Here is a 17,263-nt window from a genome sequence, read left to right as displayed (position 1 = left end):
TTAAAATTTTTACTTAAAATAGTATATATTAAAAAATATTAGAAATATAATTTATGTTATCTAAATAAAAGATACTAGAGATATTTTAGTATCCAAATATTTTTCATGGGGTTGGAATCATACTGATAGTTAATGGAATCAAAAGAGAAAGAAATCAAGGAAATGGGTACGATAAAACTCTATTGACAAGTATGTTCTAGAAGCGTCCAAAAACTATTTAGATTTATCTACCTTAGAAAATAGAAAAATTATTAGTGCTAAATATGAAAAAATAATTATCAATTATAGTAATTGATTTTCTAGATTTATTAAGTTCTTTCAATTCAATTAACTTATAGAATCATTCTTAATTTTAAAATACTATATGAAGTACCATAAGAAGTTTCAACCTAGAGTAGAAAGTTGAGTCCATAAACAAAAAATTATACCGGGAGATCACAATAATAAGTTACGATTAGAAACTATTGAGCAATTAAATTCTATTTTTTAAGAAATTTTATCAAAGTTTGACTATTCAAAAAAATATTGAAGAGTTTAACCATAAGTTAAAACCAAGATGGTATCCTACATAAGTTTTTAGGTAGCCCAAATAACACACTGGGTATATTTCGAGACAAGAAACTCTTTCAGTCGCAAATTTAGTAAAAGAACGTTACATTAGATATTGACGTTGTAACTTTGGGTGAAAGAGTCTCCATGCTAGAGTTATACCAGTTTGAGTTGTCTCAATATTGCGAAAAAGTACGGCTGATTCTTGACTACAAGGGATTGGATTACCATAAAATAGAAGTAACTCCAGGAGTTGGACAGCTTAAACTGTTTAAACTTTCTGGACAGCGACAAGTACCTGTCTTAAAAGATGGAGAAACTATTATCGCTGATTCAACTGAAATTGCCTTTTATTTAGACCGTAAATATCCTGAAAAACCTATTATTCCTACTGATCCTGTAGGGAGGGGACAGTGCTTGTTGATTGAAGAATGGGCCGATGAATCCATTGGCATTAAAGGACGTACTGCATTCATTGGGGCGTTGAATAAAAATCCTAATTTTCGTACCTCTATTTTGCCAGAAGAGGTACCCGAGTTCCTCAAAACTTTTATCGAGGCAATTCCTGGGGATTTACTCACAGTTTTAGGAACAGGAATTGGGTTGGGTCCAGAGGCAATCAAAACTGCTCAGATTGCCCTTAAACAGGATTTGGAAGCTTTAAGTTTAATTTTGCAGCATCGTCCTTATTTAGTAACAGAAGAGCCCACCCTCGCGGATTTCACCGTGGCGGGATTAAGTATGATTTTAAAGTTTCCTGCCGGAGATTACCTCGATATTTCTAATCAATTAAAAGGGAAGGGAATTCCTGAGTTGACAGATAATACCAACTATGATGCTTTTTTCCTATGGCGAGATCGCTTCTACACAGATTATCGTAAACCTCAAAGAAAAACAAGTTCAGGTGGAAGTAGCCCCACGCAGATCACGATTAATTAATTGCACTAAATTACTAAACCTATAAACAGATGAAAACTTCAAAAGAGAATTTTGAAATCGTTAAATCTGACCAAGAATGGCAGGAAATATTAAGTCTAGAACAATTCTATATATTGCGCAAACATGGAACTGAAATTGCCGGAACTAGCCCTCTCAATCAACAATATAGGGCAGGAATTTATGTCTGCGGTGCTTGTGGACATTCTTTATTTACCTCGGATACCAAATACAATAGTGGCACAGGTTGGCCTAGTTTTTATAATTCTATTAAAGGGGCAATCGCCACTTCAATTGATCGGTCTTTATTCATGACCCGCACGGAAGTCCATTGTAGTCGCTGTGGTAGTCATTTAGGCCATGTTTTTGGTGATGGTCCAGCCCCGACCAGACAACGTTACTGTATCAATGGGATATCCTTGAAATTTTTTCCCAAAGAAGACAGTTAGATTCCACCGTCTTACAGTTAGTTATTTCAATATTGTTAAATCTAAGGGTAATGCCAATTAATTTAATTGTCCTAGTGGCCTCCTTGTTGATTATTTGGTTAGTTTTCAACTGGATAACGAAAGTTATGAAAGCCAGTGTCACAACCGCCTTTATTATTATCGTAATTGTTATGGCTCTACAAATTACTTTAGGAATTTCTCCTCAACAATTATGGAATCAAATTCTTAGTTTTCCCAAAATAATCCGAGAACTCCTTAACAGGTAAATAGTTAATAGCGAATCTTCATTATATATTCATAACTAAAATTCGGCACTCAAGGGAGTTCTTGGAAAGGGAATAACATCCCGAATATTGCCCATTCCTGTCATAAATTGTACCAATCTTTCAAATCCTAAACCAAACCCTGAATGGGGAACGGTCCCATAACGATGTAAATCTAAATACCACCAAATTTCTTTTTCTAAAATACCTAATTCACTGGTTCTCTTTTGCAACATATCTAACCTTTCTTCCCGTTGGGAACCTCCAATAATCTCGCCAATTTTGGGAGCTAAAACATCCATCGCTGCTACGGTTTTGCCATCATCATTCAAACGCATATAAAAGGCTTTAATTTTCTCAGGATAATTAGTTACAATCAACGGTTTTTTAAATAATTTTTCAGCTAGATATTGTTCATGTTCTGATTGTAAATTAATCCCCCATTCGACGGGATATTCAAACTTTTGTTTCGCTCTTTCTAAAAGTTTAATCGCTTCAGTATAAGTAATTCGTTCAAAATCATTATCTATGATGTTATTGGCTGTTTCTAAAACCGTTTTATCAATGAGTTTGTCAAAAAATTCTATGTCTTCTGGACAAGTTTCTAAAACGGATTTAAAGATGTACTTTAGAAATGCTTCAGCTAAATCTTGATTATCTTCAAGATCACAAAAAGCCATTTCAGGTTCTACCATCCAAAATTCCGCTAAATGACGGGAAGTATTAGAATTTTCTGCCCGAAATGTTGGACCAAAAGTATACACACTTTTAAAGGCCATTGCCATCACTTCTGCTTCCAATTGACCACTAACAGTTAGATATGCTCGTTTTCCAAAGAAATCTTGACTGTAATCTATACTTTTTTCTTCATTTTTGAGAACTTTATTTAAATCTAAATTAGTGACAGTAAACAACTCCCCCGCCCCTTCGCAGTCACTAGGGGTAATGATAGGAGTATGAACCCATATAAAGTTTCTTTCTTGAAAAAAACGATGAATCGCACTCGAACAAGCGTTACGAACCCGCATGACAGCACCTATAGTATTAGTGCGTGCTCGCAAATGTCCAATCGTACGCAAAAACTCAAAAGAGTGGCGTTTTTTCTGGAGGGGATAGGTTTTAGGATCAGACTCCCCATAAACTCGTACAGATGATGCTTTAACTTCGACGCGTTGCCCTTCCCCTGGGGAAAGAAGTAAAGTCCCTATTACTTCAACGGAAGCACCGGTATTCAAACATCTGAGGACATTTTCATGGTTAACCATTGTAACATCGATAACCACTTGAATACTAGTCATGGAGGAACCATCATTTACCTCCATAAAGGTGAATTTTTTCAATTCTCGTTTGGTTCGTACCCAACCTTGAACCGTAACTGCATCATTGGGTTGACCGTTCTGTAAAATGTCTCTAATGCGTTGTGTTGGCATATTGATGTCTTAGGCTCTTTTCAGGACCAAACCTTATCTCATACTAACACTGTATGCACTTAGAATTAATTCATCTCTCCGAGAAATAGAGTAGAATGCTTAATAGATAGATTAACAGAAATAGAGTGATTCTCGATACTTATTCCTCCTTGACTAATAAAGCCACTGTATAAACCGAGATACCTTCTTCGCGTCCAGTTGGTCCTAGTCGTTCATTTGTTGTTGCTTTAATTCCGATTTGATCATGTTCTATATCTAAGGTTTCAGCTAATTTTTTTCTCATATCTAAGATGTAAGGCTTGATTTTTGGACGTTCAGCAATAATGACTGAGTCAATATTACCAATTCGCCATCCTTGTGATCGCACCAATTGATTGACTTGTTCAAGTAAAGCAATACTATATACTCCTTTCCATTGAGGGTCAGAAGGAAGAAAATAGTGTCCAATATCCCCTAGACTTAACGCCCCTAACATAGCGTCCATAATAGCATGTGTTAAAACATCAGCATCACTGTGTCCTAACAAACCAACAACATGAGGAATCTCAAGTCCCCCTAGAATTAAAGGACGACTTCGAACCAAACGGTGGATATCATATCCATTACCAATGCGAACGTTCATATTAGTAGTCCTCTTGTAGACATTAATAGTCAAGTTTAGATTGACTATTGAAAAATAGTAAAACTATGTAGTTTTTGAAAGTTGTTATTTTAATTTCATCTACTCAATGTCCCTTTTTTAGTATTTACCTTTTGTTTTAGTTATGGCTTTATATAAACAAGGACGATAAACCTTTTGTTAGTCCACTTAAAATTTGCCTGGGTTAGCTTATGTACCTTATTCCAATTTTAGGCTAGGATAATAGTAGCTATTTTAGTAATACACAAAATTTATCTTAAAACCAATATCAAGAATGTTAATTTTAGGTTCATTTTCTGCACAGAAAAAGTAGCTTCTACTTATGCTATTGTCGATAAAAAAAATATGGAGAATCTCTATTACTTCTGTTTATGTAAAAAATACTGAGAATCTCTCTTCTATTATAACCCTCTGTTACTTGTCAATAATGAAATTACTAAATCAGCCCAACAAGCATAGATTATTGTTTGTAATGGTAGGTAATTTTTTTAAAAAAAATTTACTTCCTTTTTTATTCAATCTTAATTGTTTTACATAAAAGTATTTTTTTATTTAGACAAAAACTATACTTAGAGATATATCAGTCCCAACTCTTTTACGAACTTAACTTTTATTTTGTTGTTTTTGTATTCCTTACAATCAAGCATAACCAAAAGTTACATTTAATTAATAAAACTAAATTACTACATATTTAGTTTTATTAATTGTTATATCATTTAGGCGTGCTATAATGCTAAGTTTATCCGGTACATTTTAAAAAAGTAAGGATTATGTAATCTACCTTAAAAAGGGGTTTTTAAAACAGTTTATTATGTAGAATAATCTAAATATTTTGTATGTTTAAGATGATAAATATAAAATTAAATTCCACATAAAGTCTTTCACCATGGTTGATAATAGTAGCCTTTCGTGTCAAAAGATAATCTTGCCAAGTAGTGACAAAAACTTCCTAATCTAAGTACATTATCAGTAACTAAATGAACTATGAAATTATGATCAGTTTGTATAAGGATTTATCAGTCAAAATTATAGTATAAATGGACAATTATTAGCTTTTAAAATAAGATACCTAAAATGCTAATTTACAAAACAGAAGTGGTTATCGAATTTTATACTCATTTATTCCTAGTTTGATCGTTTAAATATTATTATCAACCCCTTCTCTTGAAAAGATATAGTAAATTTATGAAGTATTTTTTCATGAAAACTGTGTAAAGTTTATCAATATCAGTTTATTTTAGTTGTAATAATCATTATAAAAATTAGCAACTTCTAAAATTTTTGCTTATCATTATTTACTCTTGTAAAGATTTAGGTTATTGATGAAATGTGTCTCGATTGAAGCAAACTTATTGGGAGATTCATCAAGTATTACATTACGTTGCAAAATTTGATAACCTTGACTGTTGACAAGATATTTTAAATAAAATTCTAATTGTTAGTCTGGCGCTTTTGTCCTTTTTTCTTGACTAGTACTAGAAGCTTATTCTCCAAATACAACTAAATAAAGTAGAAAAGTAGATTGTTGAATGATTTTAACATTTTTATTATAATTTTGTCGCCAAAACTCTGCTACAAGGGAAAAGATAGCATAAAAACTTTGGATATTAGGAGATCTCTTTTCTAGAAGACCTAAGCATTCGTTACTTACCATTTCTGCGTTAGTAAATGGTTGACTAACTGAAAATAATTACAAAAAATTACGACGATGAACATAACGATAGACCCAGGTTTCTAATCCGAAAGGAAAATCAAACAATAGATTCCATAATTACTTTTATTAAATATTTGTTATTGCTAAGGTTAGCGATTATGTTTACAATGTTTATTATATTGAATTTTAATTAGGTATTCTGACTCGATTTTATGTTCATAAAAATCGTAAAGATTATCTTGATAGGTGAAAAAATACTTTTTTAATTCTTCAATTATTACTGGCACAATATTTGACAAGAAGATTTACTTAAATTATCCCAAAAACTTAACTAAAGCTTCTAATTTTTTCCAAGCAGCCCCACTCCTTAAAATCTCTTTAGCTCTTGTAATTCCTAAATTATGCTTTTCCCAAGGAGTGATTCCTCCTACTTGTAAAGCTAAAGAAGCATTCAAGGCTACTACCTCTTCTTGGGCAATAGTTCCTTTACCCTGTAAAACATTCTTTAAAATAGTGGCATTCTTTTCTACATCTCCTCCTTTTAACGCCGATAAAGGAGCAGAAGTCAATCCTAATTGTGAGGGAATCACATAACTATAATTAAGAGTTTTATCTCGCAATAAAGCTAAATCGGTAGCATCTTGTAAACCTGCTTCATCGAGGTTTTCCCGCCCATGTAAAATAATTGCTTTAGGCATTCCTAATTGATTTAATGCTTCTGCCATTGGTACAATAAGTTCAGAAGAATAAACTCCAATAACTTGTCCCGTAGGACGTAACGGATTAACCAATGGACCTAATAAATTAAAAATAGTACGAACTTTTAAAGTCTTACGAAAAGAGGCAACATGTTTCATTGCTGGATGCCACCCTAGAGCAAATAAAAATGTAACTCCTACCTCATTTAAAGCCTCTGCTACCTTTTCTGAAGGGGCACAAAGTTGAACTCCCAAATACTCTAAAACGTCAGCAGAACCTACCTTGCTCGATGCTGACCGGTTGCCGTGTTTAGCTACTTTGACCCCAGCTGCTGCGACTACAAACGCTACTGCAGTAGAAATATTAAAAGTAGAAGCCCCATCTCCTCCAGTTCCACAAGTATCAATTACCGGTTCCCCACTACTTACTTCAGTTCGATGTAAAGATTGGGACTGTAACACTTGCGCCATCCCTGCTAGTTCGCTCCCGGAAACTCCTTTAGCCTGAATTGCCGCTAAAATTGCTCCGGAAACTACAGGGGGAATGGCTTCTGATATCCATCCCTTCATCAATTCGGAAGCTTGAGATTGAGATAAAGACTCTTTTTCAAGAAGTTGTTGTAGAAGTTTAGTCCAGAAGTCAGGAGAAACTAGAATCACTTTTTTGAACTTTGCTTATATCAGTAGAGGTCTAGACTACCACAATATATTCTACATTTTTCTATTTCCCTCTATATCATTACGGCTGTCGAAGATAAAAGAAGACATAATTTTTTAAAAATTGATACTTAACTATGGACATTTATCTATATTTTTAATCATGAACAACTCTACTCTAATAGTTCTTAACATTTTGTTTCATAGGTTGCATTTATTTTTTGCTAATTTAGGTAATCTATCCCGATAAATATATTTTCTTGAAAAGGGCTAGACTGACTGAATAAAGTATAAACTTTATAAAAGTTAACAAAAAAATGTAACCTTATTAAGGAACAAAAAGTGTAAATACTGACTCTCAACCCATAACTTGCCAATTTATCAAGACATCACCCCGAATGGTCGTCAATTCTAAATCTAAATACCAAATACCATGGGCGAAAGCCATGAATAAAACAGAAAACCATAATCTACTCAAATAGGATTTCCTCAGTTACTCTTATAAAATCAGAAAATATTTCATATAACCTTACAATTACCCTGAAACTGCTACTGTACTACACATTATGAAAATTTCCACAACTTCTCCAGATCCTGTTCGTGCCTATCTAAGAGAAATTGGTCGTGTTCCTTTACTGACTCATGAGGAAGAAATCCTTTATGCTAAGCGAGTACAACAATTGGTTAACCTAGAGAACATACAAGAATCTTTAGCTGAAGAACTAGGACAAGAACCCACCGTAGCTCAGTGGGCAAAAACTGCTAGAATCACCCAGAAGGAACTTCGCTCAGTTATTGCTGCTGGAGAAGCAGCTAAGCGTAAAATGGTTGAGGCTAATCTTCGCTTAGTCGTATCAGTGGCTAAAAAATACCTTAAGCGCAATTTAGATCTCCTAGACTTGATTCAAGAAGGAACTATTGGGATGCAACGTGGGGTAGAGAAATTTGATCCTACTAAAGGATATCGTTTTTCAACCTATGCTTATTGGTGGATTCGTCAAGCTATTACCCGTGCGATCGCTGAAAAAAGTCGCACCATTCGTTTACCGATTCACATCACAGAAAAACTTAATAAAATTAAGAAAGCACAACGACAACTTGCCCAAGAAAAAGGCCGTGCCGCGACCATTCAAGAACTAGCTGAAGAACTAGAGTTAACCCCGAAACAAGTTCGGGAATACCTAGAACGCGCTCGTCAACCCCTCTCTTTAGATCTACGGGTAGGAGATAACCAAGACACCGAATTAGGAGATTTATTAGAGGATAGCGGACCTTCTCCTGAAGATTATGCTACCTATTCCTCCTTGCAGTTGGATCTCGACAAACTAATGGAAGATCTTACACCACAACAAAAAGAAGTATTAGCTTTAAGATTTGGCCTCGCTGATGGCAAACCTCTGACATTAGCTAAAATTGGTACTATCCTTAATATTAGTCGTGAACGGGTTAGACAAATTGAACGAGAAGCCTTAGCAAAACTCCGAAAACTTAAGGCTAATATTAGGGAATACTTGGCTAGCTAAGTAATTTCTAAGATTAAGAGGTTGGAGAATACAGAAAGGCAGTTCGGTTTTACTGACCTTAATATAACAACTAAACTTGTTAAAGTGAAACAGGAAGGTTATCGATACCATCCTATTAGTTATGTTATGGTTAATAACCCCTTGATTTAGGTAGAGTTTATAGGAGATCAGCAGTGACTAATAACTTTAAATATTCTCGGCATTTCTCTGACAATGAGAGAGAAAATGGGCAGAGTTTGTGGAGATATATTCAATCTTTAAGCCCAGAAACTATTGCCCGATTGTCAAAGCCAGACTCTTCTGAAGTATTCCAATTTATGGAACAGAATATTGTTGGTTTGTTAGGAAATCTTCCATCCGAACACTTTAGTATTACCGTGAATACTAGTCGAGAGGATTTGGGACGTTTATTAGCTTCTGCTATGATGAGTGGCTATTTTCTACGAAATGTAGAACAACGGATGGAGTTTGAACAATCTTTGCAATCAATAAGTAAAACAACGAAACTGTGAGCGATAAAGTTTATCAACCGTTTTTTCTCAATAAGTCATAGGAAAAGTTCTATGGAAAAAATTTAATTAATTAAATCTTTACTTTAAGAATCTGTACCTAATAAATAGGAGTTGATTGCCTTTTAGTCTAAGATAATCGCTATTGTCTTGGTATCAATACAAAGGTCGAGGTTTATATTTACAAAACGTTCAGAATCTTTATCTTGTATGGGTATCAAAGACTATGCTCCAATAGACTCGGGAAAAAACGAGTATACTTTATTATTAACAATAGTTAGAAGCGTTTCCCAGCATTTAGACCTCAAGCTAAGCTAAGTTACGAACCGTTCTCAAAGTTTGGGCAAGATTAGGGTGTTATGTACACACTTGCAATCTTCATGAGGCGTCGGGGGCTATCATAACAAGAAAATCTTGGAGTTTTCAATGAACCTCCAAGATTTTCTTGAGTGACTAGAAATTGGATGAATTACTATTGGGGCAATTCTCAGTTCAGCCTTTAGATCAACTTCTTTGCGTGATTCTCCTGCAGATAGCGATAAGATATCCTGTGACAGAAATAAGATAGTTTACTTGATAAAAAATACTAAGTATTTTTTATCAAGTAAACTATCTTAGGGGCGATTCTTTGTACTTGAATTAATCTAAAATATTTGTTATGTCCCTGGTGATAACAAAGAATTAAAAATCAACTTCCCATGCCTGAAAACTCTAATCTTTTAACACACAAAAAAATAGGCGTTGCTGTCATCTATAATGAAGGTGGAAAAGTTTTAATTGATCGTCGTCTTAACAAAGGATTACTTGGTAGTTTATGGGAATTTCCAGGAGGAAAATTTGAACCAAATGAAACTGTTGAAGATTGTATTAAACGGGAGATTTTAGAAGAAATTGATATTGAGATAGAAGTTGGAGAACATCTTATTACATTAGATCATGCTTATACTCATTTTAAAGTTACTTTAATTGTTCACCGCTGCCGTTATTTAACAGGAGAACCTAAACCCGTCAAATGTGAAAAAATTTGTTGGGTAACTTTAGATGAAATTCATAATTTTTCTTTTCCAAAAGCCAATACTAAAATTATTGAATTGTTACAAAATCAGCAGCAAACAAAAAAATAGAAGATAAAAACTGCTATGTTTATCCCAAATTTTTTACTAAAAAATTATAGTTTTCACTATAAACTTAATTTTATCACTGCTTATCTGAAATCGCTTTTAGGTTTACTACAGATGGTCGGTAGAGAAGTTGTATACAAAGTTCTTGTACCAGTCGTATTCATAGTATTCAGTCATGCTAAATTAATCGTTGGCAAAAAACTAACTCCTTAGTCAAAAAAACCTACCTTTGCAAATTGAATTCATAATAGATTGAGTAAGTAATTTGTTAGTTAAGCCTAACTCTTCAGAGTTTAAGTCCATTCTTTGCAAAATTCTGGCAAAACTGATCCTTTAAAAGTTTAATTCCAAACGCATCATTGACAACATCGTCAGAGGTAAATCAATTTTCATTGGAGTCGGAATCAAAACAAGTGCCGAATAAATCTAAAGATAAAATCTACTTTATCTAACTCCAGAACAGAACATCGACAATAAATAATAACTTTTCCTAAAATCAGCATGGAATCATCTCTCACATAATCTTCACCGCTATTGAAAGACTTAATGTTATTAAACTTCGTAAAGAATTTTAAAATTTGAATTTATTTTATAAACATAATTTTATCGCCTTTGGCTAATTCTTGGAAAGCTTGAACTACTGCTTCTCTAGCCCAGCGATCAGTTTCTAAAATCTCTTCTAAAGTCGGTGTTAAAGTATTATGATTCGTAAAGCGACCACAAACAATCTCAATTAATTTGGGAATATCAAGAAAGGTAATTTTCTTTTCCAAAAAGAAAGCTACTGCTTGCTCATTAGCTGCATTCAATACTGCTGGCATTACACCCCCTGCTCTTCCGGCGGCATAAGCTAACTGCATACAGGGATATTTCTGATAATCCGGTTCCCAGAAGGTTAAACTACCGGCTTTAATTAAATCAAGTTGTTCCCAATCAGTATAAATCCGTTCAGGCCAGGATAAACTATACAACAAGGGAAGACGCATATTAGGCCATCCCAACTGGGCTAACACTGAGGTATCTTGTAATTCAACTAAGGAATGAATAATACTTTGTGGGTGAATCACGATGTCGATGTTTTTGTAATCTAACCCAAACAAATAATGAGCTTCGATGACTTCTAATCCTTTATTCATCAGGGTGGCTGAGTCTACCGTGATTTTACGTCCCATTGACCAATTTGGATGTTTTATGGCATCGTCAACGGTGACAAAGTGTAATTTTTCTACTGGCCAGTCTAGGAAAGCTCCCCCAGAAGCCGTCAAAATAATGCGGCGCAATGCTTCGGGAGAAACCCCTTGTAAACATTGAAAAATAGCAGAATGTTCTGAGTCAGCAGGAAGTAATTTAACCCCATGTTTTTCTACTAAAGGGAGTACTACTGGTCCCCCCGCAATTAACGTTTCTTTGTTAGCTAAGGCGATATTTTTCCCCGCTTCAATAGCTGCTATTGTGGGCAACAAACCTGCACAGCCTACAATTCCGGTGACGACACTTTCTGAGTCTCCGTAACAGGCTACTTCCGTAACCCCTACTTCTCCAGTAAGCAGGATAGGAGAATAGTCGAGAGAAGCAACAGTTTCTTTGAGGAGCTCTATTTTACTTTCGTTACAAATAGCTACAATTTCAGGTCGAAACTTCTTAATTTGCTGCGCCAACAATTGGACATTATCGTTGGCAGCTAACCCCACAACTTGAAATCGTTCAGGGTATTTGCTAACAATATCCAGAGCTTGCGTACCAATAGAGCCAGTGGAACCAAGGATAGAGATTTTCTTCACGATGCTTAAGGATTAAGGAAAATGTCGGGAAAAGTCCTTACCCCAAAATACCATGAAGAATCCTCATATTGTGAGTAGTGATGAATTTAACCCAGGGTTGTGCATTAACGACAGTCTAAACTATTTCGTTCACTTACTCGAGGGACAAGGTTAACTCCATCAGCTATCTCATCACACATACAGGAAACTAACTAAATGGCTATCAATCACAAAATTGGTCAAATCCCCACCCCGCTCTATCACGATGTGATAGAGCGGGTACGACTAGTAATCATATCAACTAAAATGGCATTAGTGTAAGTCAGCAAAATCCAATTTACGTGACTAAGAAATTCATCAGATTTACTCCTCATAAATTCGCTTTGAGCAGCACTCCTTGAATTAAAATTTCATCAAAATAGATTTGATACCTCAAAATTAATCTGCCGTAAATAGGCCGCTGCAAATACGCCTAAATATTTATCAAAGAAGTCTTGACCCTGTAATTCGGAGAACGTATAACTTTATTTTGTCTCTGGCTAAGGCTAGATAAGTATCTAAGAGCACCAATAAACTAGTTAGTGACAACAGCCTGACTCCACCTGATATTATTCCAGAGCAAACCCTCAACTTGTTTTATAGCCTACTCTCAATTGAACTACTCGCTAGTTTCAATAAAACTATCCCCTAACACTAACTTTTTGGCATCAAGACCGATTCGTAAAGTTATTTGGGAATCCAAATCTCCTGTAGAAGATGCCTCTACTCTACCTAGTTCCAGAAGGGTTTGCAACTGTTGGGCAGCTCTTAGATCTCCTTTCTGCACAACAATTTCTGTCTCACCCAGAAGTCGAGGCGAGTCTTTAATCACATAGACGTTATGAAAGTCATGACCCGCCAAATATTCCACCATCCGTTTTCCTAATCTGGGATCATCGGTTGCATTTTGTAAGGCAATTCTGACCCGGTTCGAAGAACGATGGCGTAGAGGTTTCCATTCAGAGGTAACATCAAAGTATTCTTGCATAATTTGATCAATCCCCCCTGAGGAAAGAACCCAATAGCTACGAGAATCAAATTCGTTTTCCTGACTAAACCGTCCAGGTAACATTACCATTTGAAGGTTTTTCCGTTCTACTTGCCGCCCAAAATTAGCTAATGTCAACATTTCTTCCCAGGTGAGATTAGTATCAATGCTCTGTTCAAGAAGACTAATTGCTTTTAGAATGTGGGGTAAAATAGTGGGGGCGTATAGTTGTTTTAGCAAAGCTTTTAGTAATATTTGTTGTCGTTGTACCCGTCCAATATCTCCATAACTATCTTTACGAAAACGAGCAAAGTGTTCGGCTTGTTCCCCACTGAGAATTTGCTGTCCTACTTTAAGGTCAATTTTTAAGTTCTGGGTTTTATCTTCATATTTCATGGGATGAGAAACAAAGACCTCCACACCACCTACCAAGTTCACTAATTTTATAAAAATATCAGTGGTGACTCGAACATAGCGATCAATAGGGACATCATTCAACGTTTTACTCAAAACCCTGGCAGTCAAAGCTGGACCTCTATAAATATTAGCATCATTAACCTTGGTGTATCCTATCCCTGGGATATTAACTCTGCTATCCCTGGGAATAGAGAGCATTTTTACTGAATAATCGCTGGGATCAAAGCGTAATATTAAAATTGTGTCACTACGCCCTCCAAAAGCATCTAAACTTCCTGGTGGGGCATCAGGAACTCGATCAATTCCCAAGACTAAAATATTGACAGGACGAGACAATCGATATTGTAAGATTAACCCTTCCTCTTTTTGCTGTGGTTGAGGTATTATGGCGGATGAAGTGCCAGTCTCAGGGTTTAAAATTTTTTGTTCCCAAGGAAGTTGTATCTGCTCAATAAAAGGAATTAACTTTTCTGATAAAGGACTGAAGAGGGTAATGGTCGCCCCAACAGTAGCAGATAGTGCAGCTGTACAACTAAATGTGATCCCCCATAACAATCCACGATAAAAAGGGATAAGTCCTTTTGAACGGAGAGTTTTAGCATGAATCTTGGTTGGAGAGGTATTTCTTGACTTATAGATATATTTACCAGATTTAGGAAATTTTCTAGGAACTGGTGTTTGTTGAAGACCAGTTATTGTGGACATTCTTTCAAAACTATCGGTCATGTTTACCTCATCACCATAAACCGCCCTTTGATGACATTAAACTTGCGAAACAATTGTCTGTCGTCATGATCATGGATGTTAGTCTTTGGTTAAAGGTTCCTTTTTCTTTAATAATTTTCAGTATTTTTACTCCATTTGTTTTTTCCTCTTAATCCCTGTTACCGTTTAGCTTGTCTTGTACTTTTTCTTGCTGATTCAGGTTAGCTGACCCTCATCTATTCCCAATATAGGATTCTAAGGCGAGTTCACAAAAATATTCCCTCTGTATATAAAACATATCTTTGTCTCTATGAAAGATAGATAATCTTCTCGATTTCTAATCCTTTCGGTAATTAATATAATCTCTAAATTGTTGAAACGTTATCTGAACACCAGCAATGATCGATAGTTTTGCTTTACCTCAACTAATTTCTTTGAGTCTATGGTTTATAAATAGTATTGGCAAACAATTAATGTTCATTGTTGCCGAGATATTCAGCTTAGCTATTGCCAAATCCTAAGATATTATGAGACTGTCACAGTTTGTGCTGATTATGTTATGTAATGAGATTTTTTATTTTTTAAAAAAATTATCTCTACTCTACTGAAACAAACACGCCCCGTCCTCACAATAATACGATATGATGAAAGGCGTTGTCTTTGAATTTTAAACAAAAAAACTTATGGCTAAAAAATCGATGATTGAGCGGGAAAAAAAGCGCGCTCGCTTGGTAGAAAAGTATGCCGAGGAGCGGGAAACTATCAAAGAAGAATTCCGCCTTGCTGAGACTTATGAAGAAAAGATGGATCTTCATCGTAAACTTCAACGTCTTCCCCGCAACAGTGCACCTAATCGTCGTCGGAACCGTTGTATGGTAACAGGTCGTCCTAGGGCTTATTATAGAGATTTTGGTTTATCTCGTAATGTTTTACGGGAATGGGCACATGAAGGGTTATTACCTGGTGTTGTTAAGTCTAGTTGGTAATGATTCAGTGGATAGTTAATGGAATTAAGTGACCAGTTGTTAGCCAATGATAATTGGTCATTGTTTGTCGATTTCAAGACAAAGCAGCCCAGTCTCTTAAAACCTTCTTAGCTAAAAGTCTTGATTAAGGCTTTCAGTCTTTTCTGATGTCTTTGGAGTCCTTAATCATAGATTGAACATTGTATTGAGTTTCTCTACACTGTTCTTAGCCAATAGTTATGATTCAATAGAATAAAATAAACATCAATAAAAAACTGTTCTCTTTGAGAGGTTTTTATTGTCGTCCACAACAGCAATTAATTCCTAAGTTCTCAAAGAGATAATTACTTACTAGATGAACTACAGCATACTCGCTAAAGAATTTTTCTCAAAAGTAAAAAGCTGGCATTTCCGTTAGAATGGCAATGATGGAAGAACTTAAGTCATTCTGGTTGCTTGCAAATAGGAATCTGGATTGCTTATTGGACTATATAGATTTGGAAATAAACTCTTAAGCAAGCAGAGTTTAAGAGGGCAGGGTAGTTGGAGAAATAGGTCAGCGACCATAAAAATTTGTCAATCACAAAAAACTGCAATGGAGTTTGCTGAAGGTACGGACCGTATTATACAAGGATATGCTCAAGGTTATTTTTTAATGGCCGATGAAATGGGTGTGATAGGTTGGTATTCAAGTCGTCAACGGGCTTTAATTCCTCTTGATGAACGTTTTCACTATCCGAAGTCTTTACGACGTATTCTCAATCAAAAACGATTTTTAGTAGAGATTAACCGAGATTTTTTAGGAGTTTGTCGAGGATGTGCTGAGCGAGAAACGACTTGGATTTCACCCCAACTAATCAAGATTTACTACAACCTCTATCAACAGGGTTGGGCTTATAGTTTTGAAACCTGGCAAGGAAATGAGTTAGCTGGAGGAATTTTGGGAATTGCTATTCGGGGCGTATTTATTGGAGAATCGATGTTTTATCGGATTCCTGATGCTTCTAAAGTAGCAATGGTTGAGTTAGTGAAATATCTTAAAAAAAAAGATTTTGTATTGTTTGATGCTCAATTACAAAATCCTCATCTCGAAAGGTTTGGAGCTTATAAAGTTAGTGACAAAAAGTATAAGAGTTTGTTAAAAAAAGCCTTAGCGAAAACCTGTATTTTTGGGGATATTGGACAACCACTTATATTCTAAGTAACTTAGAAAATTATGAGTCAATGATGGTTTACTCCCTAGAATAGTTAAGACTAAGACTTAGCTTAATTATATTCTGCTTTCTTTAAACAACTTGACAGTATTTTATCCTATTAAATTGATATTGGCATGATATTACTTACTAAACAACGTTTAAAAAAATACTCATTACTTTAATTTTTTTCTGTTAATAAATTTGTGATATATCTAAAATTAATATCTTGAAGGACATGCAGGTTTTTAGTCTTTTAAAAAAAATGGAGTAAAAACTTAGTTTTATTTACTTAATCATTAAGTGATGATATCTTTACTCATTCACTTCCAGTAAACCCGTTGACTCCAAATTTATTTTCTGAATAAATATAGTTAACATTAATTATTAGGTAATCTGTTATCTATCAATATATATAAACACCATAATAGATATATCCGTTAATACTTTTATGTAAAATTGTTTAATTAAATAAAAAAATATAGGTGTATTTACTTTACTATTCTCTATAGCTATATATATTAACATTAATCGTAAATCAAGTATTATAAATAAGTACTTTATTTGAAAAAAATAAATTTTATTAAACCTAATTTTTGAAATTAATTAATTTTTACTAATTTTTATAAATGATTAATATAATAATTATTTTTGTAATTTGCTACATTAATTCATTAAATTGTACCGTTATATCATAAAATATAAGTATATAATTGAATATCAAAACGGGGTCTTGATATCTTTTGAAAAAAATCTTTAAAATTTTA

13 protein-coding genes and 1 pseudogene are annotated in these 17,263 nt (G+C 34.6%); 9 read left to right on the top strand and 5 right to left on the bottom strand.

The features are described from left to right. Positions 1-696 precede the first annotated feature (696 nt). The 3 genes from ETSB_RS04035 to ETSB_RS04025 are packed head-to-tail and all read left to right on the top strand — an operon-like array spanning position 697 to position 2,200. A complete protein-coding gene (locus ETSB_RS04035; protein ID WP_044106445.1) occupies positions 697-1,488 on the top strand; it encodes a glutathione S-transferase in 792 nt (263 codons plus the stop codon). A gap of 29 nt (positions 1,489-1,517) precedes the next feature. Next, on the top strand, positions 1,518-1,934 hold the full coding sequence (gene msrB, locus ETSB_RS04030) for a peptide-methionine (R)-S-oxide reductase MsrB (protein ID WP_044106442.1): 417 nt from the start codon (positions 1,518-1,520) through the stop codon (positions 1,932-1,934). Between the two features lie 50 nt (positions 1,935-1,984). Then, positions 1,985-2,200, top strand: a complete 216-nt coding sequence (locus ETSB_RS04025; RefSeq protein ID WP_044106441.1) for a hypothetical protein — start codon at positions 1,985-1,987, stop codon at positions 2,198-2,200. A 35-nt stretch (positions 2,201-2,235) separates the two neighbouring features. Here the strand turns inward: ETSB_RS04025 and asnS are convergent, their stop codons facing one another. The 3 genes from asnS to trpD form a co-directional block, all read right to left on the bottom strand. Continuing rightward, entirely contained in the window at positions 2,236-3,627 is a 1,392-nt protein-coding gene (asnS, locus tag ETSB_RS04020; protein WP_044106439.1) for an asparagine--tRNA ligase, read from the bottom strand. 139 nt (positions 3,628-3,766) lie between these two features. Next, complete coding sequence (ispF, locus tag ETSB_RS04015) at positions 3,767-4,249, bottom strand: 2-C-methyl-D-erythritol 2,4-cyclodiphosphate synthase (protein WP_044106438.1); 483 nt, start codon at positions 4,247-4,249, stop codon at positions 3,767-3,769. Between the two features lie 1,986 nt (positions 4,250-6,235). Then, entirely contained in the window at positions 6,236-7,279 is a 1,044-nt protein-coding gene (trpD, locus tag ETSB_RS04010) for an anthranilate phosphoribosyltransferase (RefSeq protein WP_044106436.1), read from the bottom strand. Positions 7,280-7,842: 563 nt separating this feature from the next. Here trpD and ETSB_RS04005 point away from each other — a divergent pair. From ETSB_RS04005 to mutT, 3 genes and pseudogenes are all read left to right on the top strand, one after another. Beyond that, positions 7,843-8,799, top strand: coding sequence for an RNA polymerase sigma factor, RpoD/SigA family (locus tag ETSB_RS04005; RefSeq protein ID WP_044106434.1), 957 nt, complete (start codon positions 7,843-7,845; stop codon positions 8,797-8,799). Between the two features lie 173 nt (positions 8,800-8,972). Further along, on the top strand, positions 8,973-9,311 hold the full coding sequence (locus ETSB_RS04000; RefSeq protein ID WP_044106432.1) for a DUF760 domain-containing protein: 339 nt from the start codon (positions 8,973-8,975) through the stop codon (positions 9,309-9,311). A 680-nt stretch (positions 9,312-9,991) separates the two neighbouring features. Next, a pseudogene (gene mutT / locus ETSB_RS03995) lies at positions 9,992-10,432 on the top strand (8-oxo-dGTP diphosphatase MutT); the annotation flags it as partial. 581 nt (positions 10,433-11,013) lie between these two features. On the opposite strand, the gene dxr reads toward mutT, so the two are convergent. Beyond that, positions 11,014-12,210, bottom strand: coding sequence for a 1-deoxy-D-xylulose-5-phosphate reductoisomerase (gene dxr, locus ETSB_RS03985; RefSeq protein ID WP_044106427.1), 1,197 nt, complete (start codon positions 12,208-12,210; stop codon positions 11,014-11,016). 637 nt (positions 12,211-12,847) lie between these two features. Then, positions 12,848-14,359 carry an LCP family protein gene (locus ETSB_RS03980; RefSeq protein WP_044106425.1) on the bottom strand — a complete coding sequence of 504 codons (1,512 nt, stop codon included), beginning with the start codon at positions 14,357-14,359 and terminating at the stop codon, positions 12,848-12,850. A gap of 377 nt (positions 14,360-14,736) precedes the next feature. Between ETSB_RS03980 and ETSB_RS10480 the strand changes: the two genes are divergently transcribed. From ETSB_RS10480 to aat, 3 genes are all read left to right on the top strand, one after another. Beyond that, a complete protein-coding gene (locus ETSB_RS10480) occupies positions 14,737-14,859 on the top strand; it encodes a hypothetical protein (protein WP_269763982.1) in 123 nt (40 codons plus the stop codon). Between the two features lie 162 nt (positions 14,860-15,021). Then, positions 15,022-15,324: a 30S ribosomal protein S14 gene (rpsN, locus tag ETSB_RS03975; RefSeq protein WP_044106424.1), complete on the top strand. Its 303-nt coding sequence runs from the start codon at positions 15,022-15,024 to the stop codon at positions 15,322-15,324. 574 nt (positions 15,325-15,898) lie between these two features. Further along, positions 15,899-16,504 (top strand): leucyl/phenylalanyl-tRNA--protein transferase, encoded by a 606-nt coding sequence (gene aat / locus ETSB_RS03970; protein WP_044107608.1) that lies wholly within the window; start codon positions 15,899-15,901, stop codon positions 16,502-16,504. Positions 16,505-17,263 lie beyond the last annotated feature (759 nt).

The organism is cyanobacterium endosymbiont of Epithemia turgida isolate EtSB Lake Yunoko, assembly GCF_000829235.1.
In the GTDB taxonomy this organism is placed as follows: Bacteria; Cyanobacteriota; Cyanobacteriia; order Cyanobacteriales; family Microcystaceae; genus Rippkaea.
The sequence above is the reverse complement of the archived record's forward strand: the minus strand, read 5'-3'. Positions and strand labels throughout refer to the sequence as shown.